This is a genomic window from Streptomyces sp. Xyl84, assembly GCF_059731885.1.
The window spans coordinates 5,215,599-5,241,359 of sequence record NZ_AP029182.1; the positions used below are offsets into that span (position 1 = coordinate 5,215,599).

Annotated in this window: 19 protein-coding genes; 5 read left to right on the forward strand and 14 right to left on the reverse strand. The window is 72.9% G+C overall.

What is annotated here, in order from left to right; translation table 11 throughout:
* Nucleotides 1-73: 73 nt before the first annotated feature.
* Nucleotides 74-874 carry a site-2 protease family protein gene (locus AC6I72_RS22650; protein WP_498003002.1) on the reverse strand — a complete coding sequence of 267 codons (801 nt, stop codon included), beginning with the start codon at nt 872-874 and terminating at the stop codon, nt 74-76.
* A 277-nt stretch (nt 875-1,151) separates the two neighbouring features.
* Here AC6I72_RS22650 and AC6I72_RS22655 point away from each other — a divergent pair, with 277 nt between their 5' ends.
* Nucleotides 1,152-1,331 (forward strand): hypothetical protein, encoded by a 180-nt coding sequence (locus AC6I72_RS22655; RefSeq protein WP_498003004.1) that lies wholly within the window; start codon nt 1,152-1,154, stop codon nt 1,329-1,331.
* Nucleotides 1,332-1,389: 58 nt separating this feature from the next.
* Nucleotides 1,390-4,851 (forward strand): AfsR/SARP family transcriptional regulator, encoded by a 3,462-nt coding sequence (locus AC6I72_RS22660; RefSeq protein ID WP_498003006.1) that lies wholly within the window; start codon nt 1,390-1,392, stop codon nt 4,849-4,851.
* 30 nt (nt 4,852-4,881) lie between these two features.
* Here the strand turns inward: AC6I72_RS22660 and AC6I72_RS22665 are convergent, their stop codons facing one another.
* From AC6I72_RS22665 to AC6I72_RS22690, 6 genes are all read right to left on the reverse strand, one after another.
* On the reverse strand, nt 4,882-5,751 hold the full coding sequence (locus AC6I72_RS22665) for an ABC transporter permease (RefSeq protein WP_498003008.1): 870 nt from the start codon (nt 5,749-5,751) through the stop codon (nt 4,882-4,884).
* The gene (locus AC6I72_RS22670; RefSeq protein WP_498003010.1) at nt 5,748-6,773 is read right to left on the reverse strand and encodes an ATP-binding cassette domain-containing protein; all 1,026 of its coding nucleotides are present in this window, start codon (nt 6,771-6,773) and stop codon (nt 5,748-5,750) included. The genes AC6I72_RS22665 and AC6I72_RS22670 overlap by 4 nt, the downstream gene beginning before the upstream one ends.
* Nucleotides 6,774-7,231: 458 nt before the next feature.
* Nucleotides 7,232-8,452: an MFS transporter gene (locus AC6I72_RS22675; protein ID WP_498003012.1), complete on the reverse strand. Its 1,221-nt coding sequence runs from the start codon at nt 8,450-8,452 to the stop codon at nt 7,232-7,234.
* A 90-nt stretch (nt 8,453-8,542) separates the two neighbouring features.
* Nucleotides 8,543-9,601, reverse strand: a complete 1,059-nt coding sequence (locus AC6I72_RS22680; protein ID WP_498003014.1) for an endonuclease/exonuclease/phosphatase family protein — start codon at nt 9,599-9,601, stop codon at nt 8,543-8,545.
* Between the two features lie 195 nt (nt 9,602-9,796).
* Complete coding sequence (locus tag AC6I72_RS22685; RefSeq protein ID WP_498003016.1) at nt 9,797-10,525, reverse strand: TetR/AcrR family transcriptional regulator; 729 nt, start codon at nt 10,523-10,525, stop codon at nt 9,797-9,799.
* Between the two features lie 103 nt (nt 10,526-10,628).
* Nucleotides 10,629-12,227 carry an MFS transporter gene (locus tag AC6I72_RS22690; protein WP_498003018.1) on the reverse strand — a complete coding sequence of 533 codons (1,599 nt, stop codon included), beginning with the start codon at nt 12,225-12,227 and terminating at the stop codon, nt 10,629-10,631.
* 252 nt (nt 12,228-12,479) lie between these two features.
* Between AC6I72_RS22690 and panB the strand changes: the two genes are divergently transcribed.
* Nucleotides 12,480-13,358, forward strand: a complete 879-nt coding sequence (gene panB, locus AC6I72_RS22695; RefSeq protein WP_498003020.1) for a 3-methyl-2-oxobutanoate hydroxymethyltransferase — start codon at nt 12,480-12,482, stop codon at nt 13,356-13,358.
* A gap of 88 nt (nt 13,359-13,446) precedes the next feature.
* On the opposite strand, the gene AC6I72_RS22700 is transcribed toward panB, so the two are convergent.
* The 4 genes from AC6I72_RS22700 to AC6I72_RS22715 form a co-directional block, all read right to left on the reverse strand.
* On the reverse strand, nt 13,447-15,201 hold the full coding sequence (locus AC6I72_RS22700; RefSeq protein ID WP_498003022.1) for an NAD+ synthase: 1,755 nt from the start codon (nt 15,199-15,201) through the stop codon (nt 13,447-13,449).
* Between the two features lie 255 nt (nt 15,202-15,456).
* Entirely contained in the window at nt 15,457-17,403 is a 1,947-nt protein-coding gene (locus AC6I72_RS22705; protein ID WP_498003024.1) for a S53 family peptidase, read from the reverse strand.
* Nucleotides 17,404-17,687: 284 nt separating this feature from the next.
* A complete protein-coding gene (locus tag AC6I72_RS22710; RefSeq protein WP_498003026.1) occupies nt 17,688-18,428 on the reverse strand; it encodes a DUF305 domain-containing protein in 741 nt (246 codons plus the stop codon).
* Nucleotides 18,425-19,195, reverse strand: coding sequence for a thioredoxin-like domain-containing protein (locus AC6I72_RS22715; RefSeq protein ID WP_498003028.1), 771 nt, complete (start codon nt 19,193-19,195; stop codon nt 18,425-18,427). The genes AC6I72_RS22710 and AC6I72_RS22715 overlap by 4 nt, the downstream gene beginning before the upstream one ends.
* A 235-nt stretch (nt 19,196-19,430) precedes the next feature.
* Here AC6I72_RS22715 and AC6I72_RS22720 point away from each other — a divergent pair, with 235 nt between their 5' ends.
* Nucleotides 19,431-19,889: an RrF2 family transcriptional regulator gene (locus AC6I72_RS22720; RefSeq protein WP_498003029.1), complete on the forward strand. Its 459-nt coding sequence runs from the start codon at nt 19,431-19,433 to the stop codon at nt 19,887-19,889.
* 367 nt (nt 19,890-20,256) lie between these two features.
* On the opposite strand, the gene AC6I72_RS22725 is transcribed toward AC6I72_RS22720, so the two are convergent.
* Complete coding sequence (locus AC6I72_RS22725) at nt 20,257-21,474, reverse strand: globin domain-containing protein (RefSeq protein WP_498003030.1); 1,218 nt, start codon at nt 21,472-21,474, stop codon at nt 20,257-20,259.
* A gap of 339 nt (nt 21,475-21,813) precedes the next feature.
* Between AC6I72_RS22725 and glnA2 the strand changes: the two genes are divergently transcribed.
* Entirely contained in the window at nt 21,814-23,175 is a 1,362-nt protein-coding gene (gene glnA2, locus AC6I72_RS22730; RefSeq protein ID WP_376360442.1) for a gamma-glutamylpolyamine synthetase GlnA2, read from the forward strand.
* Nucleotides 23,176-23,272: 97 nt separating this feature from the next.
* Here the strand turns inward: glnA2 and AC6I72_RS22735 are convergent, their stop codons facing one another.
* Nucleotides 23,273-24,334 (reverse strand): TolB family protein, encoded by a 1,062-nt coding sequence (locus AC6I72_RS22735; protein WP_498003031.1) that lies wholly within the window; start codon nt 24,332-24,334, stop codon nt 23,273-23,275.
* Entirely contained in the window at nt 24,331-25,761 is a 1,431-nt protein-coding gene (locus AC6I72_RS22740; protein WP_498003033.1) for an MFS transporter, read from the reverse strand. Before AC6I72_RS22740 ends, AC6I72_RS22735 begins: the two co-directional genes overlap by 4 nt.

A 25,761-nucleotide genomic window follows, 5' to 3' on the forward strand; every position in this document is an offset into this window, starting at 1 on the left:
CGTCGCTCACTGCCCCGACGCCCGCCGTCACCCGCCGGCCGAAGTCCGCCGTCGATCACTGCCCGCAGTCCCGTCACCCGCTGACCGAGCAGAAGTCGCTCGGGCCCTCCCAGAAGCGGTACAGGTCCTGGCCGCAGTACTGCTCCAGGTCCCCGACGCCGAGATGGCGCATGACCGCGTGGATCACGTCGAAGAACGCGCCGTTGACCGCCGGCACCCACAGCAGCGCGAAGACGAACAGCAGTCCGAACGGTGCGAAGGGCTCCACCTGCCGCTTCACCCCGTACGACAGCCACGGCTCGATCACGCCGTAGCCGTCCAGGCCCGGGACCGGCAGGAAGTTCAGGATCGCGGCCGTGACCTGGAGCAGCGCGAGGAAGGCGAGCGCGTAGCGGAAGGCGGCCGGCACGCCGTCCAGCGCGTGCAGCCAGAACGGGGCCGTGCACACCACCGCGAACAGCACGTTCGTCAGCGGGCCCGCCGCCGAGACCAGGCTGTGCCGCCAGCGGCCCGGGATCCGGCCCCGCTCGATGAAGACCGCGCCGCCCGGCAGACCGAAGCCGCCCATGATCACGAAGATCACCGGCAGCACGATGCTCAGCAGCGCGTGCGTGTACTTCAGCGGGTTCAGCGTGAGGTAGCCCTTCGCGCCCACCGTGATGTCCCCGCCGTGCAGCGCGGTGCGGGCGTGCGCGTACTCGTGCAGGCACAGGGAGACGATCCAGGCGGCCGTCACGAACAGGAACACCGCGACCCCCGGCCGCTCGGCGAACCCGGTCCAGGTGGCCCACCCGGTGACGGCGGTGACGGCCAGGATCCCCACGAAGACGGGACTGATCCGGCGGTCGCTGCGGCGGGCGGTGGCGGTGGTCATGGGCGGGGCGCTCCTGGGGGCGGTGTGGGTGCCGCCGTGCTCGGCGGGTGGGGTCGACCGTACCGGTGCTACGGGGGGAACGTCCGGCGGAGAGCCTTCGGTTCCTCGATCGTCCCGCGACGGGAGGGCTGCTCGCCCGAACCGGACGTCTCCGCCGTCCCGGAGAGCGAGGTGGATGCCGGCAGGAGCGAGTTCGACGAGGCGCAGCCGCCCTTCGTGGCCGAGGTGGCATCGCCGGAGAGCGGGAACCGTCACTACAGCACGAAGCCGGACCACTGTGCGTCGCGAGGCAGCTCACCTCGCCGTCGGCGTGCTCGCGGCCCGCTGGACCCTGCTGGCCCGGCCCGCGGACGGTGTCCACCGGCACGAGGAGCCGGGTGACTTCGGGAACGAGATCCGGGTCCCCGTCGCCGACCAGACGCTGTCGCTCGATTCCTCCCAGTTCGTACGGATCTGAGGCAGGCGCGCCCGGTCGCGGGGAAACCCCGGGCGGCGTTCCCGCGTCCCCGGGGACAATGGACCCCGTGCGCTACCGCATCCTCGGCACCACCCAGGCGTTCCGCCCCGACGGCACCCCCGTCCCCGTCGGCGGGGCGCGGCTGCGTGCCCTGCTGACCGTGCTCGCCCTGCGGCCCGGCCGGACGGTCACGGTGTCCGTGCTCGTCGACGAGGTGTGGCTGGACGAGCCGCCCGCCGACGCCCCGGCCGCGCTGCAGGCGCTGGTCGGGCGGCTGCGCCGGGCGATCGGGGCGGACGCGGTGGCCTCCGCCGAGGGCGGGTACCGGCTCACCGCGGCGCCCGACGACATCGACCTGCACCGTTTCGAACGGCTGGCCGACGAGGGCCTGGCAGCGCTGGCCGACGGCGACCCGGCGAAGGCGGCCGTCGTCCTCGACGACGCCCTCGCCCTGTGGCACGGCCCGGCCCTCGCCGACCTGCCCGACCGCACCGCCGAGGCGGCCCGCCGGGAGACCCGCCGGCTGGACGTGCACCGGGCGCGGCTCGCCGCCGCCCTCGCCCTCGGCGACGCCGAGCGCGCGCTGCCCGAGCTGACGGCCCTGTGCGACACCCACCCGCTGGACGAACCCCTCCAGGCCCTGCGGCTGCGGGCCCTGCACGAGGCGGGCCGCACGGCCCAGGCGCTGGCCGCCTACGCGGACGTACGGCAGCTGCTGGCCGACCGCCTGGGCTCCGACCCCGGGCCCGAACTGCGCGCGCTGCACGAACGGTTGCTGAACCCGGAGGAACCCGCCGGGGGCGGCCGGCGGTACGGCCCCCCGGCCCGCACCGCCGCACCCGCCGTACCTGCCACACCCGCCGTACCCGCCGTACCTGCCACACCCGCCGTACCAGCCGCACCCGCCGAATCCTTCGCGTCCGCCGGATCCGCCGCGTCCGCGCCACCATCCGCCGGTTCCACGACGCCCGACGCGTCCACCGCCTCCACCGCCCCCGCCGTGCCCCCGAGCAACCTCCGCGCCCGGCTCACCTCCTTCGTCGGCCGCGAAACCGACATCGAGGCGCTCGGCGCGGACCTCGGGGCCGCCCGCCTGGTCACGCTGCTCGGGCCCGGCGGGGCCGGCAAGACCCGGCTGTCGCAGGAGGCCGCCGAGGCCCTGCGGCCGGCCCCGCGCGACGGGGTGTGGCTGGCCGAACTGGCTCCCGTCGACGACCCGGACGCCGTGCCCGAGGCCGTACTGACCGCCCTGGGCGCCCGCGAGACCGTGCTCTACGGCGCCGGCGCGGAGGAGATACGGGCCGCCGTCGCCGACCGCCACGACGACCCGGTCGAACGGCTGGTCGAACACTGTTCCCGGCGCCGGATCCTCCTGCTCCTGGACAACTGCGAGCACGTCGTCGACGCCGCCGCCCGCCTCGTCGAGGAACTCCTCGCCCGCTGCCCCGGCCTCACCGTCCTCGCCACCAGCCGCGAACCCCTGGGCGTGCCCGGCGAGGTGCTGCGGCCGGTGGACCCGCTGCCCGAGCCGGTCGCGCTGCGCCTGCTCGCCGAGCGCGGCGCGGCCGTACGGCCCGGGTTCCGCGTGGACGCCGACGAGGACACCGCCGCCGCGTGCGCCGAGATCTGCCGCCGCCTGGACGGCCTGCCGCTGGCCATCGAACTCGCCGCGGCCCGGCTGCGGATGCTCACCCCCCGGCAGATCGCCGACCGGCTCGACGACCGCTTCCGGCTGCTCACCTCCGGCAGCCGCACCGTCCTGCCCCGCCAGCAGACCCTGCGCGCCGTCGTCGACTGGTCCTGGGACCTGCTCGACGCGGACGAGCGGGACGTGCTGAGCCGCCTGTCCGTCTTCGCCGGCGGCTGCGACCTCGCCGCCGCCGAGGCCGTGTGCGGGCCCGCCGCCTTCGACGCGCTCGGCTCCCTCGTCGACAAGTCGCTGGTGGTGGCCGCGCCCGCCGCCGACGGCGAGATGCGCTACCGGCTCCTGGAGACCGTCGCCGAGTACGCCGGTGAGCGGCTGGAGGAGTCCGGCGGGCGCGCGCCCGCCCGGCGCGCCCACCTCGTGCACTACCGCGAACTCGCCCGCACCACCGACCCGCTGCTGCGCGGCCCCGGCCAGCGCGCCGCCATCGCCCGCTTCGAGCTGGAGTACGAGAACCTGCGCACCGCCCTGCGGCACGCCGTCGCCGCGCGCGACGAGCAGGAGGCGCTGTGCCTGATCCACTCCCTGTGCCGGTACTGGCAGATGCGGGACGTGCGCATCGAGACCCGCAACTGGTGCGCCGAGGTGATGGAGTTCAGCCCCGACCCGTTCACCGAGCCGGTGCGCCGCGCCGGCCCGGTGTGGCAGCGGTGCACGGACGCCCCGCCGCCGATGGCCGACGACGTCCTCGCCGAGGCCCGCCGCGGCCTGCACCTCCTCCACCTCGCCTGCATGGACACCGAGATGGAGGCGTGGCAGACCCCCGAGGCGCAACGGAAGCTGCGCGTCATCGCGCAGGTCTACGAGCCCGGCCTGCCCCAGACCTGCCGCCACCCCGGCATGCTGTGGTTCCTCGCCGTGGTGCTGAGCGGCGACATGGCGCGGCTGCGGGCCGTCCTCGACGCCTGCGTGGACACCTGCCGCAACGCCCAGGGATTCGACTGGGAACTGGCCGGCGCCCTGCAGATGCGGGCCAATCTGCTGGCCAACCGCAGCGACTGGACGGGTGACGCCGTCCGCGACGCCGACGAGTCGCTGGAGATCTTCCAGCGGCTCGGGGACGCCTGGGGCACCGCCGAGGCGCTCTCCGCACGCGGCGAGGCCCACGAACGCGCCGGGCACCACCGCAGGGCCGCGGCCGACTACGAGACGGCCGTGCGGCACGCCGACCGGCTCAGTGCCTGGGCGCAGGTGGCGGTGTTGCGGGCCCGGCTCGGCAGCTGCCTGATCGAGGCGGGCGACAGCGAGCGGGGCGAGCGGCTGCTGCGCGAGGTGATCGCGGGGAAGCAGGGAGCGTCGAACGAGGCGATGCCCGCCGCCCGGCTCTTCCTGGCGGGCTGGCTCGGCATGACCGGCCGCCTGTCCGAGGCGCGCGAGCAACTGCGGGAGCTGCGCGGGGAGTTCGGTATCTCGCATTTCGTCCTGTTCGACGCCTTCATCCTCGGTGCCGAGGCGTGGCTCGACGCCGTCGACGGGCAGGCGGAGGAGGCCCTGGCCAAGGTGCGCCAGGCGCTGCGGCATGCCGACGACCCGCTGTCCCGGGCCATCGCGCCGCACATGCGCTCGGTGTACCTGACCACCGGTGCGATGGCCCTGGCCGGGCTGGACGGCGGCGGCCGGGTCCGCGACGCCGCCCGCTGCCTGGCCGTCGCCGACGCCCTGCTGCCGGCCGGTCACCCGTCCTCCGGCCTGGAGCGCCACGTCCGCGACCTGGTCGTGGAGCGGATCAGGGGCGTCCTCGACGAGGCGGAGTTCGCGGCGGCGTACGCCGAGGGCGGCGGCCTGTCCCCGGAGGAGGCCGCCGCCCTGGTCTGAGCCCCGGTTCTCGGGTCGCGGTGCGGACGCTCAGGTCTTGGTGCGGAACTTGTGGATGGCGAGCGGGGCGGCGACGGCGGTGATCGCGACGGACCAGGCCACCGTGATCCACAGGTCGTGCGCGACCGGTCCGCCCAGCATCAGGCCGCGGGCGGCGTCCGCGAGGGTGGAGAGCGGGTTGTAGTCGGTGAAGTGCTGGAGCCAGCCCGGCATCGACTGGGTCGGCGCGAAGATCGACGAGCCGAACTGGAGCGGGAAGAGCACCAGGAAGCCCATCGCCTGCACGGACTGCGCGTTCTTCAGCATCACGCCCAGGGTGAGGAACACCCACATGATCGACGAGGCGAACAGCGCCGACAGGCCCACGGTCGCGAACAGGCCGGGCCAGTTGCCGATGTGGAAGCCCACCAGCACGGCGACGATCATCAGTACGGCCGTGGCGAAGACCATCCGGAACAGCTCGACCGCGATCTTCGCGAACAGCACCGAGCCGCGGCCGATCGGCAGGGACCGGAAGCGGTCCATGACCCCGCTGTTGAAGTCCTGGCTGAAGCCGGTGCCGACCCCCTGGGAGAGCGTCATGCTGTTCATCGCCAGCATGCCGGGGATGACGTACTGGACGTACTGCTTCTGGCCGCCGCCCAGCGCCTGCCCGATCGAGCCGCCGAAGACGTACACGAACAGCAGGGTGAAGACGATCGGCATCAGCAGCGCGTCGAACATGGACTCGGGGTCCTGGCGGATCCACAGCAGGTTGCGGCGGATCAGCGCGCCGGTGTGCCGCAGGTGCCCGCGCAGCGGGATACGGACGTCGGGGGCGGGGGCGGGGGCGGTGACGTCGAGAGGGGCGGCGCGAAGCGGCTCGTTCAGGGTGGTGGTGGGAGACGGGTGGGAGCTCATACGGCGACCTCCTCGCGGTCGTCGCTGGGGCGGGCGTCCTGCGGGGCACTGGCGCGGTGGCCGGTGAGGGACAGGAAGACCTCGTCCAGACTGGGGAGTTCGGTGGTGATGGAGCTGATGGTGATGCCGCGTGCGGTGACGGCGCCGACCACGGCGGTCAGCTGCTCGTCGCTGAGGACCGGCACGAGCAGGGAACCGTTCTCGGAGTCGACGACGGTCGTCGCCAGTCCGGTGATGCCCAGCTCGTCGAGCATCCCGGCGAGCGGGCGCAGCTCCCCTGCGTCGGCCGGCCTGACCCGCAGGGTGCGTCCGCCCACCTTCGCCTTGAGTTCCTCGATGCCGCCGTTCGCGATGACCTTGCCGCGGTCCACGACGGTCAGCTCGGAGGCCAGTTGCTCGGCCTCCTCCATGTACTGGGTGGTGAGCAGGACGGTCACCCCGTCGCCGACCATCGCCTCGACCTCGTCCCACACCTCGTTGCGGGTGCGGGGGTCGAGGCCGGTCGTCGGCTCGTCCAGGAACAGGACGGCGGGCCGGCCGATCATCGAGGCGGCGAGGTCGAGACGGCGCCGCATACCGCCGGAGTACGTGCGCGCCGGGCGCCGGGCCGCGTCGGTGAGCGAGAACCGCTCCAGCAGCTCGTCGGCGCGGGCGCGGGCGTCCTTGCGGGACAGGTCGAGCAGCCGGCCGATCAGGTAGAGGTTCTCCCAGCCGGGCAGCTTCTCGTCGACGGAGGCGTACTGCCCGGTGAGCCCGATCACCCGGCGCAGTTGCCGGGGCTGCCGTACGACGTCGTAGCCGGCCACGGTGGCCTGGCCCGCGTCGGGCGAGAGCAGGGTGGACAGGATCCGTACGAGGGTCGTCTTGCCGGCCCCGTTCGGCCCGAGCACACCCATCACGGTGCCCTCGCGCACGTCGAGGTCCACACCGTCGAGCGCCTTGGTCTCGCCGTAGTGCTTGACCAGTCCCCGTACCGTCACGGCGTCGCCCGCGCCGCCGGGGTTCTTGTCGATTCGCGTCATGCCGAAGACGATCCCACCCGCCACCGACAAACCACCGACAGTCCACCGACGCCCGCGCCCGGCCCCGACAGGACACCGACACGACGACGTCCTGTGACGGTCCCCGTGTTCCCGTGGCCGGCTTCCGTACTCCTGTGGCTCCCTGCCCCGTGACCCGCCGTGCCCTCCCTTGGCCAGCCGCGGTCCGCATGGCCCGTCACGGCCCGCATGGCCCCTCACGATTTCCATGGGCGCGTCACGGGCCGCAGGCTCCCGGGCCGACGCGCCGACGCCCGGCCGCGTGTGCTGCGGCCGGGCGTCGGGGGAGGGTTGCCGGCTGCCGGTCGGGGCTCGGCGGTTGGCGTTGATCGTGGGCGGCCGGTGGTCGTCCGTCGACGATCGGCGGCTCGACGTGGCGGTCGCCCGGCGTGGCGGTCGCCCGGGGTGGCGGGCGCCGGGAGACCGCGACCACGGGTTCCTCAGCGGTGCAGTGCCTCCGCCGGTTCCGGGACGTGGCCGGTGACGACCCGGGCGGGGTGCGCCGGTTCAGGACGCCGGTGGTCGACGGCGTAGGAGACGGCGGCCACGGCCAGGCCCAGTACGGCGAGGACGGCACCGGCGAGAGCCGGGGAGGTCGCACCGAACCCGGCGGCCAGGGCGAGGCCGCCGATCCACGCGCCGCCCGCGTTGGCCAGGTTGAACGCGGCCTGGTTGGCCGAGGAGGCCAGGGACGGCGCCGCCGACGCCTTCTCCATGACCATGAGCTGGAGCGGCGAGCCGGTGACGAAGGCGGCCATGCCGAGCAGGGTGACCGCCAGGGCGGCGCTCCACTCGGCCCGCATCAGCAGCGGGAAGAGGAACAGGACGACCGCCAGCGAGCCGAGACCGCCGAACAGGGTGCCCCGCAGGGAGTGGTCGGCCAGCCGACCGCCGAGCAGGTTCCCGGCCGTCGCACCGACGCCGAACAGCGCCAGCAGCAGCGTCACGCTGGACTCGGCGTAACCGGCCGCGCCGGTGAGCATCGGGGTGATGTAGCTGTAGGCGGCGAACAGCGCGCCGAAACCGGCCACGGTGGTCAGCAGGGCCAGCCAGACCGGGAGCGAGCGCAGGGCGGCCAGTTCGCCGCGCAGGCCGGAGGCCGGGGAGGCGTGGGCGTGGTCGCGGGGGACGAGCAGGGCGAGGGCGGCGATGGCCGCCACGCCGATCGCGCTCACGCCGAGGAAGGTCGCCCGCCAGCCCAGGTGCTGGCCCATGAGCGTGGCGACCGGGACCCCGGCGACGTTGGCGACGGTGAGGCCGAGGAACATCAGCGACACCGAGCGGGCCTTGCGCTCGGGCGGCACCATGCCCGTCGCGACCACCGCGCCGACGCCGAAGAAGGCGCCGTGCGGCAGACCGCTCAGGAAACGGGCGGCCAGCAGCCAGCCGTGCCCGGGGGCGAGCGCGGAGAGCGCGTTGCCCACGACGAACAGGGCCATCAGGCCGATCAGGACGTACCGGCGGGACATCCGCGCGGTGAGCGCGGCCAGCAGCGGTGCGCCGATGACCACGCCCAGCGCGTACGCCGACACCAGGTGCCCGGCGGTGGGGATCGAGATGTGCAGGTCGTCCGCGACGTCGGGCAGCAGGCCCATCATCACGAACTCGGTCGTGCCGATGCCGAAGGCGCCCACGGCGAGGGCGAGCAGGGCCAGGGGCATGAGAGACCTTTCGGGGTGGGGTTCCGTACAGCGTGCGCGTTTTATGTTCAGCTGCGGAACAAAGTCTCTCGGGCCTGGTATTCCGGCAGGTTACGAGCCGGTTGCCGATGTGGTGACCTTCACACGCGCCGCGATCGGCAGGTGGTCGCTGCCCGTGCGCGGCAGCGTCCAGGAGCTTACCGGTTCCACACCCCTGACCATGATCTGGTCGATGCGGGCCATCGGGAAGGACGCCGGCCAGCTGAACCCGAAGCCGCTGCCCGCCGCACCCTGCGTGGAACGCATCTGCGAGGTGATCGCGCCCAGCGAACGGTCGTTCATCGTGCCGTTGAGATCACCGAGCAGCACCACCCGGGGCAGCTTCTCGTGCGCGATGGCCGCGCCCAGCGCGTTCGCGCTCTGGTCACGCTGCGAGGCGGTGAACCCGGCGTTCATCTTCACCCGGACGGAGGGCATGTGGGCGACGTACACCGCGACCGCCCCCTCGGGCGTCGCCACCGTGGCGCGCATCGCCCGCGTCCAGCCGAGCCGGATGTTCACCGGCCGGACCGCGCTGAGCGGATACTTGCTCCACACGCCCACCGTGCCCTCCACGGCGTGGTACTTGTACGCCGACGCCAGCGCCCTCTCGTACACGGGCACCGCCGAGGCCTTCAGCTCCTCCAGCGCGAGCACGTCCGCGCCGGACGCCGCGACCTTGCGGGCGGTGGCGGTCGGGTCGGGGTTGTCGGCGTTGACGTTGTGCGTGGCCACCGTCAGGTCGCCGCCCCCGCCGGTCTTCCCGGTGACCAGGCCGCCGAAGAGGTTCAGCCAGACGGCGACGGGCAGCACCAGTGCGATCAGCGCGGTCGCCGACCTGCGCACCAGGGCCAGGACGAGCAGCACGGGGACGAGCAGCCCGAGCCAGGGCAGGAAGGTCTCGGTGAGACTGCCCAGGTTGCCGACGCGGTTGGGGATGTGCGAGTGCAGCAGCATCACCAGCGCCAGCAGCACCGCCAGCACGGCCGGCACGATGCCCCGGCGCCAGATCCGCCGGTCGCCGCGCCAGCCGCCGAAGAGCCGGTCCACCAGGCGCCGAATCCGGTTCTTCGCACGCTCGGGTCCCGAGCCGTCGTCGTCCGTCTCCGTCAAGAACGCCTGCTGCGCCATACCGTCGCCTCACTGCCTGCCGTGCACACCGTTCACCCCGTGGGCTACGACCCTAGGGGATGATCGGTTCCGATCCTGCCGTCCATGACGGCCGTACGGGCACGAGGACGAACGGGGCGGCACGGGGAGTTCCGGTTGGGGCGCCCCGGACGTGGTCTGTGACGAAACGGGCACATTACGGGGGGAGCGGCCGGTTCAGGTCCGAGTGACCGGCGTGGCCCCTTTCGCCGCCCCGGCCGGGCCCGGGGTGCCGGCCGCGCCGGGCCCGTTCGGCGTGTCCGCCGGGTCCCGCGGGGAGCCGACGTGCCGCGGGAGGGGGCGGAGCCCTTCGAGGACCGTGTCCACTATCTGCTCGGCGAGCCCCTCGGGCAGGTCCGCGTCGGGCCGCATGACGCTGCGCACCAGCATCGGGCCGACGAGCAGGTCGGTCAGCAGTTCGATGTCGACGTCCGTGCGCAGTTCGCCGTTGAGCTGGCCGCGGCGCAGGACCTCGATCTGGAGTCTGCGCCGGGGTTCGACGACCGTGGTGTGGTAGGCGCACCAGATCTTCGGGCTGGACTTCATCTGGGCGTACACGTTGTGCAGGATCGCCGAGGAACGGCTCACCAGTCCCCGGCGGCGCAGTTGCTCCAGGAGGGCGACGAGGTCGTCGCGCATCGAGGTGCCGGGCAGGTCCGCGTCGGGCGGCTCGGCGGCGCGCACGACGTCGACGAACAGCTCGTCCTTGCCGCTCCAGCGGCGGTAGATGGTGGCCTTGCCGACGCCGGCCGTGCGGGCGATGCGCTCGATGGAGAGTTCGGCGAGCGGCACCCCCTCCTCCAGCAGCTTCATCACCCCCTCGACGATGGCGCGTTCCACCGCCTCGCTCCGGGGCCGGCCCCGTGCGGGGAACCCGGGAGCGGTCTGGCTGTCGGCGAGGCTCACCTGAGACGTCCTTTCGTCGTACCGGGTCATTGTCCCCCGCTGGCGTTGCCGTCCTGTCGGCCCTCCCGTCCCGTCGGCCTTCCCGTCCCGCCGGCCCTCGTGGTCAGTCGGCCGCCGCGACCAGTTCCGGTTCCTCCCGGTCCCCGGGCCGCTTCGGTGTCCGGCCGGGCAGGAACACGGCGACCACGACCGCGCCGATCAGCGCGACCACGGTGCCGCACAGCGAGGTCACGTGCATCGCGTGCAGGAAGGCGTTGTTGGCCGGGTCGACCAGTGCCTGCCCGCGCGGGCCGAGCTTCGCGGCGACGCCGAGCGTGGCCTCGATGGACTCCCCGGCGGTGTCCCGCAGCGCGGGCGGCAGCATCCCGAGCCGGCCCTCGATGGAGTCGCGGTACGCCGTGGAGAGCACCGAGCCGAGCACCGCGATGCCGAGCGCGCCGCCGACCTGGCGGAAGGTGTTGCTCAGCGCGGAGGCCGAGCCGGCCTTCTCGCGGGGCAGGGCCTGCATGATGACCACGCTGGTCGGGGTCATGATGTGGGCCATCCCGGTGCCCATGAGGAAGAAGACGGCCTCCAGTACCCAGATGGGCGTGTCCGCCTCGAAGCCGGCGAACGCGGCCAGCATGCCGGCCAGGACGACGAGACCCGCCGTCGTGGTGGCCTTGTAGCCGAAGCGGTCGACGACCAGCCGGGCCCGCGGTGCGAAGATCATCTGCGCGGCGGCCAGCGGGATCATCAGCAGGCCGGACTCCAGCGGGGAGTAGCCGCGCACGCTCTGCGTGTAGAAGACGGAGAAGAACGTGACGCCCATCAGGGCGAAGAAGACCAGCGCGATGGCGGCCATGGCGGCCGAGAACACCTTGTTCCTGAAGTAGGTCACGTCCAGCGACGGGTGGTCGCTGCGCTTCTCGAACACGATGAACGCCGTGAGGACGGCGACACCGGCGACGATGGCCGCCAGGACGGTGCCGTTGGTGAAGTCGGCCAGTTCGCCGCCCTTGATGATGCCGTAGACCAGCAGGACCAGGCCGACCACGGACAGGACGACACCGACGGGGTCGAGCCGCCCGGGGCGCGGGTCGCGGGAGTCGGGCACCAGCCACACCATCAGCACCACCGCGGCGATCACGATCGGCACGTTGACCAGGAAGACCGAGCCCCACCAGAAGTGGTCCAGCAGCAGGCCGCCGGTGATCGGGCCGATGGCGATGGCCAGGCCCACCCCGCCGGCCCAGATGCCGATGGCCTTGGGCTGCTCCTCGCGCTCGAAGACGTTCATGAGGACGGCGAGGGTGGCCGGCATGACGAACGCGGCACCCAGCGCCATCAGGGCGCGGTAGGCGATCAGCTGGCCCGGGGAGCCGGACTCGGCGGCCAGGGCCGAGCCGATGCCGAAGACCACGAGGCCGCCGAGCAGGACCTTCTTGCGGCCCACCCGGTCACCGACGAGGCCCGAGGTGAAGAGCAGGCCGGCGAAGACGAGCGTGTAGGCGTTGATCGCCCACTCCAGCTCGCTCTGGGTCGCGCCGAGCCCGGTGGGGGCCGGGGTCGAGATCGTCTTGATGGCGACGTTCAGGATCGAGTTGTCGAGCACCACTATCAGCAGGCTCAGCATCAGCACGCCGAGGATCGCCCAACGGCGGCGGTGCACCGCTTCCGGCGTCCGGGGGCTGGTACCGGCGCGGTCGGCAGGAGTAGTCATGCCACCGAGCGTAGGACACTTTCGATACGAGACCGTCTCGTATCGAAATCCTTTACCCAGGCCTTACGGGCGAGGGCCCTTGCCGTGCCCGTCCGCCATCGGGCCGGCGCCCGCCGCGCGCACGGACCTCCGGCCGGCCGGGACGCGGAGCACAGGGGGGTGCTCTGGTCCACCGCGGCCGGAGGTGCCACCATGGAGGGGAGTCCGGGGACGCCGTCAGGGCGCCTCGAGATGACTGAAGGAGCCGTTGCAATGACGCAGCTTCCGGCTGCCCAGCCTGCACAGAAGAGCACCTCCGACGGCAGTGGCAAGACGCTGTACGGAGGCAAGGGCACCCGCCGCATCACCGTCCGCGACCTCGCCCTCGCCAAGGAGCGCGGCGAGAAGTGGCCCATGCTCACCGCCTACGACGCGATGACCGCGTCCGTCTTCGACGAGGCCGGCATCCCGGTCGTCCTGGTCGGGGACTCGGCGGGCAACTGCCACCTCGGGTACGAGACGACCGTGCCCGTCACCCTCGACGAGATGACCATGCTGTCGGCCGCCGTCGTGCGCGGCACCCGGCGCGCCCTGATCGTCGGCGACCTCCCCTTCGGTTCCTACCAGGAGGGCCCGGTGCAGGCGCTGCGCTCGGCCACCCGCCTGGTGAAGGAGGCGGGCGTCGGCGCCGTGAAGCTGGAGGGCGGCGAGCGCTCGCACGAGCAGATCCGCCTCCTGGTGGAGTCCGGCATCCCGGTCATGGCGCACATCGGCCTGACCCCGCAGTCCGTCAACGCCATGGGCTACCGCGTCCAGGGCCGCGGCGAGGAGGCCGCCCAGCAACTGCTGCGCGATGCCAAGGCCGTGCAGGACGCGGGCGCGTTCGCCGTCGTACTGGAGCTGGTGCCCGCCGAACTGGCGGCCGAGGTGACGCGGATGCTGCACATCCCGACCGTCGGCATCGGCGCGGGCCCCGAGACGGACGCGCAGGTCCTGGTCTGGACCGACATGCTCGGACTGACCGGCGGGCGGGTGCCCAAGTTCGTGAAGAAGTACGCCGACCTGCGCACGGTCATGGGTGACGCGGCCAAGGCCTTCGCGGAGGACGTCGTCGGCGGAACGTTCCCGCTGGAGGAGCACTCCGTTCACTAGACCATTGCGGTGACACAAAGGAGCCCCGGCCGATCTTCCCCCGTCGGCCGGGGCTCCTGCCGTGTGCCGCGGCGCTCGCGCCGGGCCGTCAGGCGTGCTCGCGCCAGCCGTTGGTGATCGGCAGCCTGCGGTCCTTGCCGAAGCCCTTCGCGGAGATCTTGGTGCCCGGCGGGTACTGGCGGCGCTTGTACTCGGCCCGGTCGACCATCCGCAGCGTCTTGACGACCAGCTCACGGTCGTAGCCCGCCGCGACGATCTCGTCGGCGCCCCGGTCCCGGTCGACGTACAGCTCCAGGATCGCGTCGAGCACCGGGTAGTCCGGCAGCGAGTCCGTGTCCACCTGCCCCGGGCGCAGCTCCGCGCTCGGCGGCTTGCTGATGGAGTTCTCCGGGATCGGCGGGGTCTGGCCCCGCTCGGCCGCGGCCCGGTTGCGCCACTCGGCGAGCCGGAAGACCGACGTCTTGTACACGTCCTTGATCGGACCGTACGCGCCCACCGAGTCGCCGTACAGCGTGGAGTACCCCACCGCCAGCTCCGACTTGTTGCCGGGGGCGAGGACGATGTGGCCCTCCTGGTTGGAGACCGCCATCAGCAGCGTGCCGCGCAGCCGCGACTGGAGGTTCTCCTCCGCCAGGCCGGTCAGGCCCAGCGAGCCCATGTACGCGTCGAACATCGGCTCGATCGGCACGGTGCGGAAGTGCAGACCGGTGCGCCGGGCCAGCTCGGCCGCGTCGTCCCTGGAGTGCTCGGAGGAGTACTTCGACGGCATGGAGATGCCGTACACGTTCTCCGCACCGACCGCGTCGCAGGCGATCGCCGCGACGAGGGCGGAGTCGATGCCGCCGGACAGGCCGACGAGGACGGAGCGGAATCCGTTCTTCTGCACGTACGCCCGCAGGCCCACGACCAGCGCCGAGTAGACCTCCTCGTCGTCGTCCAGGTGGGCCGTGTGCCCGCCGGTGCGCTCTGGCGCGTAGGCGGGCAGCGGCTCCTCGGACAGGACGACGCGGTCGATGCGCAGCCCGTCGTCGACCACGCCGTCGGGCGCGTCGGCCGCCGCGGCCGGCAGGTCCAGGTCGAGCACGACGCAGCCCTCGGTGAACTGCGGCGCCCGCGCGATCACCTCGCCGTCCGCGCCGACCACGATCGAGTCGCCGTCGAAGACCAGTTCGTCCTGCCCGCCGGTCATGGCCAGGTAGGCGGTGGTGCAGCCGGCCTCCTGGGCCCGCTTGCGCACCAGCTCCAGGCGGGTGTCGTCCTTCTCCCGCTCGTAGGGGGAGGCGTTGACGGAGAGCAGCAGACCCGCGCGCGCGGTACGGGCGGCCGGGACGCGCCCGCCGTCCTGCCACAGGTCCTCGCAGATCGCGAGGGCCACGTCGACGCCGTGCACGCGCAGGACGGGCATGGTGTCGCCGGGCACGAAGTAGCGGAACTCGTCGAAGACGCCGTAGTTGGGCAGGTGGTGCTTGGCGAAGTTCAGCACCACCCGGCCGCGGTGCAGCACCGCCGCCGCGTTCCGCGGGGCGCCGGCCGGCATGCCGTACTTCGGCTGGGCCGTCTCGCAGCGGTCGAGGTAGCCGACGACGACCGGCAGCTCGCCGAAGCCCTCCTCGGCGAGCCGGGCGGCGAGGGCGCGCAGCGCGGCGCGGGACGCCTCCACGAAGGACGACCGCAGGGCCAGGTCCTCGACGGGATACCCGGTCAGCACCATCTCCGGGAACGCCACGAGGTGCGCTCCCTGCTCGGCGGAGTGCCGGGTCCAGCGGACGACCGCCTCGGCGTTCGCGGCGAGGTCACCGACACGTGAGTCGATCTGGTTCAGGGCGAGACGTAGTTGAGGCACGCGCACCAGTGTAATCGTCAGAGCGACGCGATGGGGTGCCGAGCAGTGTGTGCCGCCCCACGCCCACACCCACGAGGCCGACCGTGCACCTCGCACTGTGCACCTCGGACCACCGCACCCGCAGCGCCCCCTCCCGCCCCGCGCCGCGGGAGGGCCGGCGTCCGGGCCGCTGTCGCGGGGCGCGCGGGTGCCGTACACGCACGCGCGCCCGCCCCCGGGTGCAGGGGCGGGCGCGTGACCGGTGGCCGGTGCGGGTCAGTGACGGCGACCGTAGGAGTCGACGTAGCCCTCCGCGGGGGAGCCGACGCCGGTGACGTCGTCGTACCCCTTGACGGCCTTGAGCGAGCTGTCCTTGCCGAGACTGCGGACGGAGACGCTCAGACCACCGGTGGCGTCGACGCCGTTGACGAAGTCGACGCGCGCGACCGCGAGGTCCTTGCCGGTCGGCTGGTCCACCACGTCGTGGTACAGCTCAGAGCCGTACTTCGAGTAGATCGCCGGGTTGGCGAAGCCGATCGCCTTGCCGCCCTGGGCCTGCTGGGCGAGGGCCTGGACGGCCGCGATGACCGGCGCGGCCAGCGAGGTGCCGCCGATGCGGTACTCGGCGTACTGCTGCGAACCGTCGGGGAAGGTCTGCGTCTGGCCGACGAGGAAACCGGTGTTCGGGTCGGCGATGGCCGCGATGTCCGGGACGACGCGGTTGCCGGCGGCGTTGTTGGCCGTGGCCAGCGCGCCGGGGACGACGCCCTTCTGGTAGTACGGCTGCGGAACGGTCTTGCTGGTGCCGCCGCCAGCGCCGGAGGTGTAGGCGCCGGGGAAGCCCTGCCAGCTCTTGCCGTCGGCCGACAGGGTCGCCTTGTCGGTGCCCCAGCCGGTCTCCCACAGGTACTTGTTCCCCTTGCCGACGGCCAGCGAGGTGCCGCCGACCGCGGTCACCCAGGCCGAGTTGGCCGGGGTGTCGACCTGCTTCGTGCCGGTGTTGGCGACCTCGTCGCCGTTGTCACCGGAGGAGAAGTAGAAGCCGATGCCCTCCGCCGCGCCGAACTGGAACACCTGGTCGTAGGCGGCGGCCAGGTCCGGCGTCTGGTTGGCCTCGATGTCGCCCCAGGAGTTGGAGACGATGTCGGCCAGGTGGTTGTCGACGACCTTGCTGAGCGAGTCGAGCAGGTCGTCGTCGTAGCAGGAGGCGGCGCCCACGTAGGTGACGTCCGCGTCCGGCGCGACCGCGTGCACGGCCTCGACGTCGAGGGTCTCCTCGCCGTACCAGCCGGCCGCCCCGCACTCCTCGGTCTTCGTGTACTGCGCGGGGAGCACCTGGCGCAGCTGGTCCGTCCGCCACGCCTTGTCGCCGTTCTTCTTCGCGTACGCGGCCGCGTCGAAGGCGATGGTCGGGGAGGCGTAGGCGTCGGTGATGGCGACGCGGACGCCCTTGCCGGTGTACTTGCCGGCGCCGTAGGCCGAGCGCAGCTGCTTGCCCGTGTAGCCCTTGACGGCGTACGGGATCTTCTCGCCGTAGGCGGACGGCAGCGTCGTCGCGATGTTCGAGCCGTAGTACGAGGAGAACGGCCCGGAGTTCTTGAACACCGCGTCCGGCGGCGGCAACTGGTCCTTGTGGTCGGACTTGTGCGGGGCGTTGTCCAGGCCGGTGACGGTCAGGACCGTGCTCCGCAGGCCCGCCGGCACGGACGCCGACTGCGCCGGCGCGCGGTAGGTCTTCGAGCCCTTGGCGAAGTTGTGCATCTGGGTGCCGAACGCCTTCTCGGCGGCGGCGACGTCACCGGAGACGGCGACGTAGTGAGCAGTGACCGAAGTGACCTTCAGGCCCGCCGACTTCAGCCACGACGTGACGGCGGCCACCTGGGCCTTCGTCGCACCGAAACGCGCCTGCGCCTCCTGGGCGCTCAGGTACTTGCCGTACTGCGGCGAGGACGGGTCGGCGACCGCCTTGGCGTACTCGGCCAGGCCCGCGGCGTCGCGGCCGGCCAGGTACACCCGGGCGTTGACCGGGGCGCTGTCCGCGGTGGCACCCTTGTCCGCCTTGGCCGTCGCCCACGCGGGCTTGGTGCCCGCGATCGCGTGGCGGGCGTCCGGGTGGCCCGCGGCGTGGGCCGCGGGTATGCCGAGCACCAGCGCACCGGCGACCATCGGCAGTGTCGCTGCCAGGCTCACTCCGGTACGCACGGTGGCGCGGTTGGATCTCATATAACCCCCTGCGATGCGGATCGCATGTAACGCAATGAGTGGTGGGACCTCGCGTGATCCGCATGCCGGCCGCGGCGGTTCGGCCCCTGAATGGATCACACGATCGAGTGCCACTCTTCCCGAAGAACCGTTCATGCCAGGGGAATGGGCAGGCCAAGAGAAGCCCAAGGAACCGTCAGGACCGGTGTATAGGGCATGAATTGCGGTCTTCGTTCCCCGGATTCCGGTCGCCCGTGCTCAGGAAGCGGGCGCCGTACGGTCGTGCGACGGGGGTCGTCCGGACCCTAACGGGACGCTGCCCCGCGCTCGTTGAGCATGTCGGCCATGAGCCGGATCTCCGACTGCTGCGCGTCCACCATGCCCTGCGCCAGCCGCTTCTCCACGCCCACCGTGCACTGGGCGGCGCACGCCTGCGCCATGTGGATGCCGCCCCGGTGATGGGCCGTCATCAGCCGGAGGTAGAACACCTCGGCCTGCCTGCCCCGGAGCCGGCCGAGCTTCTTCAGCTCGGTGTCGGTGGCCATGCCGGGCATCAGCGCCCCGTCCGCCCCGTCTGTCCCGTTCGCCCCGTCCCTGGCGTCCGCCCCGGCCGTACCGCCTCCGGCGGAAGCGGTGTTCCCCATTCCCATCCACGCCATCGGCGGGTCCGCCGACACCTTCGGCAGCCCCCACAGGTCCAGCCAGCCCAGCAGCATGCCGCGCTGGTTGGCCTGGGTCTGCGCCATGTCGTAGGCGAGACGGCGCACTTCCGTGTCGCTCGTGCGGTCGCGCACGATGTACGACATCTCCACGGCCTGCTGGTGGTGGACCGCCATGTCCCGGGCGAAACCGGCGTCCGCGGACGAGGCGGCCGGGACGGCCAGGGCCGGTGCCGTGGCCTGTCCGCGTGCCTGGGCCGTGGCCGCCGGGACGGCCGCGCCGCCGCCGGGCCCGCCGTCCTCGCCCGCGGCGACCGCGTAGGTGATCGCCCCGGCCGCGACCACCGCCGTGGCGACGGCGCCCGCGACCAGCCCGGCGACCCTCACCGGCCCACCCCGCCCGTGCAGGCGGCGCCCGGCTCCGGCGTCTGCGGGCCCTGCACGAACTTGGCGAGGAACGCGTCCACGGCCGGGTCGGTCGCACCCGTCACCGTGCGCTGGTGCGCCCACGCCGAGAGCATGATCGGGTCCTTCTGGCCGGGCACCGGGCTCATCAGCGTGTACGGCGTGCGGCGGACCTTCGCCGCGAGCGCGGCCACATCCGCCTCGGAGGCCTTGGCGTTGTACGTCACCCAGACCGCGCCGTGCTCCAGGGCGTGCACGGCGTGCTCGTTCTTCAGCGGGGCGGTGTAGACGTCGCCGTCGCAGTTCTGCCAGACCGGGTTGTGGTCGCCGCCGACCGGGGGCTCCATCGGGTAGGTCACCGGAGCGGTGGTGTGGGTGCGGCCGAGCGTGCCCTGCCAGGTCCGCACGCCGTCCGCGCCCGTGACGAAGCGGCCGGAACCACCCTTGCCGCCCTTGCCGTTCCCCCCGCTCGGGTCCGCCGCGTCCTGGCCGTTCTTGCCGCTCATGCCGCTCACGCCGGTCGGCGTCGCCGCGGACGCGCTCGCCTCCGCGACCGGTGCCGTGTCGTCGGACCGCGACTGGACCAGCACCACACCGCCGACGGCCAGGCCCGCGACGACGACCACGCTCGCCGCGATGGCCAGGAGGCGGTTGCGGCGCTCCCGGGACCGGTCGGCACGGCGCATCTCCTCGATGCGCGCCTTGCGCTGCCCGGCTGCGGTGCTGTCCGGCTTCTTGGCGGAGCCCATGGGGGAGTCCTTCGTGTCACGGTCGGATGGAGCGGGGCGGGTGGAGCGGGGAGCGGGTGCGCCGAGGGTGAGGCGTGCTGATCGTAGTGGGGAGGGCGGGGCACGGGGGAGACCGGGAAGCGCCAGAGGCGAGCGGCGACGGGCTGCGCGGCGGAGGTGAGCGTCGGCGGGCCGCGCGGCGAACGTGGGCGCCGGATAAGTTGAACCGCAGATGCGCATTATCTAGGCTTGCCGCATGCGGCTGCTGCGCTCCACCGACATGGCGCTGCGCGTCCTGATGAGGCTCGCCGTCGCGGGCGGGTCCAGCCCCACGACCCGGGAGGTCGCGGCGGACATGGGCGTGCCGTACACGCACGCCGCGAAGGTCGTCGCCGAACTCCAGCACCGCGGGCTGCTCGCGGCCCGCCGCGGCCGGGGTGGCGGCCTGACCCTCACGGAGGCGGGCCGCGGCGCGTCCGTCGGCGCGATCGTGCGCGCCCTGGAGGGCGAGGGCGACGTCGCGGACTGCGAGGGTGGTCCGACCCCGTGCCCGCTGAACTCCGACTGCCGCCTGCGCGGTGCCCTGCGCCGGGCCCAGGAGGCGTTCTACGCCGCCCTCGACCCGCTCACCGTCGCCGACATGGTCGCTTCCCCGACGGGTCCGCTGCTGCTGGGCCTGCCGAGCGCCCGGCGACCGGCCGGCACGGAGGACTGACCGGAACCGGCAGCTGCGGGGCGGAACCCGACGGATCCACCTGAGCTAGCGGACTCACCTGCCTCAGTGGACCCACCTGAGCTAGCGGACTCACATGACCCAGCGGACCCACGTGACCCGGTGGACTCCCCGCGCCACCTGAGTCAGCCACCAGACCCACGGCACCCCCCAGGGCGACGGGCCGGCCGGTGAGCGGCCCGCCGGTGAGCGGGAGGCCGGTCAGGCGGACGGGAGACGGGAACGGAAAAAGCCGGCCGGAGGCGGTCGGGGGAACCGCTTCCGGCCGGCGGCTTTCACACCGGGCCGGGCCGCGCAGCCGTCAGGTCAGGCGGCCGTCGGGCCACGCGACCGCCCGGCGGTACGGCTCTCAGGCCGCCTCGGTGGCCTCCTTGGCCAGCCACAGGTCCGGGCCGAAGACCTCGTAGTGGATGTCGGCCGCGGCCACACCCTTGGCGAGGAGCTGCTCGCGCACCGCGCGCATGAACGGCAGCGGGCCGCACAGGTAGGCCTGGGTGCCGGCCGGGACCTCGACGTCGCCGAGGTCGGCCAGACCGGGCCGGCCGGCGCCCGCCGCGTCCGCCGCGTCCTCGTCGTACTGCTCGTAGAAGAAGACCGTGCGCGCGTCCGCCAGCTTGGCCGCGTACGCCTCGTGGTCGGCCCGCAGGGCGTGCGCAGCGGGGGAGCGGTCGGCGTGCACGACGGTCACCGGGGCGCTGTGGCCGGCCTCGGCGAGCTGGTCCAGCATGGCGATCATCGGGGTGACGCCGATGCCCGCGGAGGCGAGCAGCAGCGGCGCGGCGGTGTCCTCCAGGACGAGGTCGCCGTAGGGGGCGGACAGCTGGAGGACGTCGCCCTCGCGCACGTGGGCGTGCAGGTGGTTGGAGACCTCGCCGTCGGGGGTCGTGGCGTCGCCGCTCACCCGCTTGACGGCGAACTGCCGCTCCGGGGAGCCGGGCGCCGCGGTCAGGCTGTACTGGCGGATCTGCCGGGCGCCGTCCGCGAGGGTGACGCCGACGGAGACGTACTGGCCGGCGCGGTAGCCGGGCACCGGACCCCCGTCGGCGGGGCGCAGCCTGAAGGTGGCGACGTCGGCGGTCTCCTCGATCCGCTCGACCACCTTCCACTCGCGCCAGCCGGTCTGCTCGCTCTGCTCGTACAGGCGCTTCTCGATCGCCATGAGGGCATTGGCCATCAGCCAGTAGACCTCGGTCCAGGCGGCGGCGACCTCGGCCGTCACGGCCTCGCCGAGGACCTCGGCGATGGCGGCGAACAGGTGTTCGTGGACGATCGGGTACTGCTCGGGGACGATGCCGAGGGAGGCGTGCTTGTGGGCGATGCGGTGCAGCATCAGGTCGGGGCGCTGGTCCGGGTTGTTCACCAGGTACGTCGCGAAGGCGGCGATGGATCCCGCGAGGGCCTGCTTCTGGGCGCCGGAGGCCTGGTTGCCACGGTTGAACAGGTCGCGCAGCAGTTCCGGGTGAGCGTCGAACAGCTTGGCGTAGAACAGCTCGGTGATCTCGCCGATGGCACCGCCCACGGCGGGCAGGGTGGCGCGGACGGTGGCTGCTGACTGTTCGGACAGCATCGTGACTCCTCGAAGGCTCGACCGGATCGCTCGACAGTTCGATCGCTCGACTGAGGTGAACGGTATTGAAACTTGCATTTGAGATGCAAATTAAACGGGCGTGGCGTCGCTCACTCGCGAAACGACTCGGCCATTACGAGGAGGCCGCTCAGGAGGCAAGATGGGCGGCAGGGCAGTACACCGCCCGTCCGCGCGGCGTTCGGCCCGGCGGCCACCGGACGATCAAGGTCCGCAACGCGCGTGAAACGCTGGTGTGGTGTGATGCTCGCGTGCCCGACCGCCTCCCGTGCCGACGTACGGACACAGGCGGCCTGACCAGCAAGGATGGGGAAGCGGAAGATGGACAAGCAGCAGGAGTTCGTGCTCCGGACGTTGGAGGAGCGCGACATCCGGTTCGTACGCCTGTGGTTCACGGACGTGCTGGGCTTCCTCAAGTCCGTGGCCGTGGCCCCCGCCGAGCTGGAACAGGCCTTCGACGAGGGCATCGGCTTCGACGGCTCCGCCATCGAGGGCTTCGCGCGCGTCTACGAGTCCGACATGATCGCCAAGCCGGACCCGTCCACGTTCCAGATCCTGCCCTGGCGGGCGGAGGCCCCCGGCACGGCCCGCATGTTCTGCGACATCCTCATGCCGGACGGCTCCCCGTCCTTCGCCGACCCCCGCTACGTCCTCAAGCGCGCCCTCGCCCGCACCTCCGACCTGGGCTTCACCTTCTACACCCACCCGGAGATCGAGTTCTTCCTGCTGAAGAACCGCCCGCTGGACGGCTCCCGCCCCACGCCCGCCGACAACTCCGGCTACTTCGACCACACCCCGCAGGCCATCGGCATGGACTTCCGCCGCCAGGCGATCACCATGCTGGAGTCGATGGGCATCTCGGTGGAGTTCTCCCACCACGAGGGCGCGCCGGGCCAGCAGGAGATCGACCTGCGCTACGCCGACGCGCTCTCCACCGCCGACAACATCATGACGTTCCGCCTGGTCATGAAGCAGGTCGCGCTGGAGCAGGGCCTGCAGGCGACCTTCATGCCGAAGCCGTTCTCGGAGTACCCGGGCTCCGGCATGCACTCCCACCTCTCCCTCTTCGAGGGCGACCGGAACGCGTTCTACGAGTCCGGCGCCGAGTACCAGCTCTCCAAGGTCGGCCGTTCCTTCATCGCGGGCCTGCTGCGCCACGCGGCGGAGATCTCGGCCGTCACCAACCAGTGGGTCAACTCCTACAAGCGCATCTGGGGCGGCAGCGAGCGCACGGCGGGCGCCGGCGGCGAGGCCCCGTCCTACATCTGCTGGGGCCACAACAACCGCAGCGCCCTGGTCCGCGTCCCGATGTACAAGCCCGGCAAGACCGGCTCGGCCCGCGTCGAGGTCCGCTCGATCGACTCCGGCGCGAACCCGTACCTGACCTACGCCGTCCTGCTCGCCGCCGGCCTCAAGGGCATCGAGGAGGGCTACGAACTCCCGCCCGGCGCCGAGGACGACGTGTGGGCCCTCTCCAACGCCGAACGCCGCGCCATGGGCATCGAACCCCTCCCGCAGAACCTCGGCGAGGCCCTGACCCTCATGGAGAACAGCGACCTCGTCGCAGAGACCCTCGGCGAACACGTCTTCGACTTCTTCCTGCGCAACAAGAAGCAGGAGTGGGAGGAGTACCGCTCCGAGGTCACGGCGTTCGAGCTGCGGAAGCATCTGCCGGTGCTGTAGGGGCGCGGTGGCGATGCCGGTGGGGCCGCTCCGCCGGCCCCACCGGCCGGTCCGGCCCGCGGCAGCACCGAAGGGAGGGCGGGAAGCGGCCTGCCCGTCAGTGCCTGGAGTCCGGGGGCGGCGCAGCCGGAACCGCCGGCCGGTCGGTGAACGCCGGTGACACCGCCGCCGTGCTGATGCGGCGCGAGCGGCCCGTGCCGTCGGCGGGGACCGCGTACAGGTCCGCGCCGTAGTCGCCGGGCAGGGCGTAGACGATGGTCCGGGGGTCCTGCCAGACCGCCTGGTCGTCCACGCTCCTGGGTTCTGCCAGGGGCGTTTCGCGCATCGTCCGGAGGTCCAGGACGTACAGGCGCCAGGGGGCGTCCCCGGGCAGGCCCGGTACCCGTTTCTTGTAGGCGATGCGCGTGCCGTCCGGGGACAGGGACGGGCATTCGACGTTCTGGTGGACCGTGGTGAGGGTGTTCGCCGTCAGGTCGCCTCTCACCAGGTACGTCTTGCCCTTCGTCGCCAGCGTGGCGTAGAAGGTGCGGTCGTCCGGTGCGAAGGTGACGCCCCAGAAGTTCACGTCGGGGGACGTGTAGGGCCGGCCGTCCTTGACGATGCGGAACTTCTCCAGGGTGGGGATCAGCCTCCCCGTGCGGACGTCCACGATCGCCGCGCGGGTCGAGAAGTCCGTGCCCGCGTACGAGTCTCCGCCCACGAACGCCGTCCATGCCGCGAAGCGGCCGCTGGGGGAGACGCGGGCGCGCGAGGGGATGCCGGGGACGTCGTACCGCGTGCGCTCCTTGAGCCGGGCGTCCAGGATCAGGGCGCGGTAGGTGTCCGAGACCGGGCCGTGCACCGACTGGAGGCACACTCCGGTGCCCGCGGCGGCGTAGAAGCGCAGGCACTTGACGCCCGAGGCGGTGCGCGGGGCGGCGGGGTCGGTGGACGGGACCGTCGTCAGTTCGTCGCGGTGCGGGCCCCACGCCATGTTGCGGAAGACCATCCGGCCGGGGGCCGTCAGGGTCACCTCGCCCGGCGACACCCGGGGGCCGCCCGCCTGCGGCAGGCCGCGGCGGTCCGCGCGGGCCGTGGCGTGCAGCACGGAGGCCACCGCCACCGCCGCCAGGACGAGGACCGTCCCGAGCAGGATCATGATGCGGGCGCGTGCCGTCATGCCGGTGCCGTGCCTTTCGGGCGGGGGCGCAGGGAGCAGGAGAGCACCGCGCACGCCGCCAGGATCAGTGTCGATGCCGTCAGTGCCGTGCGGTCGCCCCACACGGTCCACGCCGCCCCGAAGGCCAGCGAGCAGACGAAGCGGGTCGTGGCCTGGCCCGTCTGGACCAGGGCCAGGCCCGAGGAGCGCAGTTCCGGTGGTACGCCGTCCGAGGCCGCCGCCATCAGGACGCCGTCCGTCGCCGCGTAGAACGTGCCGTGCAGGAGCAGGACCGCGTACGGCAGCGCGGTGCCGTGCCAGGAGGTGAGCAGCAGGGCGTAGGCGAGGAGCAGGGCGCCATGGCCGGCCACGAAGACCGTCCAGCGGCCCACCCGGTCCGCCAGCCGGCCCAGCGGGACCGCCAGCAGCAGGAACGCCGCCGCCGTGCCCAGCGGGAGCAGCGCGAACCAGCGGTCGGGGACGCCCAGGCGGCGCTGGAGCAGGAGGTAGACGAAGGAGTCGCTGACCGTGGCCAGCCCCAGGAGGAGGGCGCAGAGGGTGATCCGGCGCAGGTCACGGTGGCGGAGCAGGGCGAGGGCCGCGCGCAGGGTGGGGGGCGTGGAGGGGGTGAGGGGCGTGGGCGGGGCGGGCGCCTCACGGGGCGCGGGCGCCTCACGCGGCGCGGTCGCCTCACGCGGGGTGGGCGCCTCACGCGGGGTGGGCGCCTCACGCGGCGCGGGTGCCTCACCTGGGGCGGGGTGTTCGCGCGGGGGTTTTGCCGGGGGACGCCCGGTCCGGCCGGACGGTACGAACAGGACCAGGACCACCACCCCCGCCGCCGCCACGCAGAAGCTCACCGTGAAGACCGCGTCGTAGCCGTCCACCGTCGCCCGCAGGATCCAGAACGCCGCCAGCGGGCCCAGCAGCGCGCCCGCCGTGTCCATCGCGCGGTGGACGCCGAAGGCGCGGCCCCTCGTCTCCGGGGTGCTGGACAAGGAGATCAGCGCGTCGCGCGGGGCGGTGCGCAGGCCCTTGCCGGTGCGGTCGGCGGCCAGGACCAGACCGATGGGGGTGAGGCTGTGCACGAGCAGCAGCAGCGGCTTGCACAGCGCCGAGATGCCGTAGCCCAGCCCGGCCACCCACTTGTGGCCGCCCCTGCCCCGGTCGGCCAGGTGGCCCCCGGCCAGCCGGACCAGGGCCGAGAAGCCGTTGTAGACGCCGTCCAGCAGGCCGAAGCCCAGCGGGGAGAGCCCGAGGCCCGTGACCAGGTACAGCGGCAGTACCGCCGTCACCATCTCCGACGACACGTCGGTGATCAGGCTGACCGTGCCCAGGGCGAGGACCGTGGGGGCGACCGCGGCGCGGCGCCGCCCGGCACCCGGCCGGGCGGCGCCTTCCGCGGACGCCGGTGCGTGCGCGGTGCCCGCGCGGCTGTCCGCTACGTACAT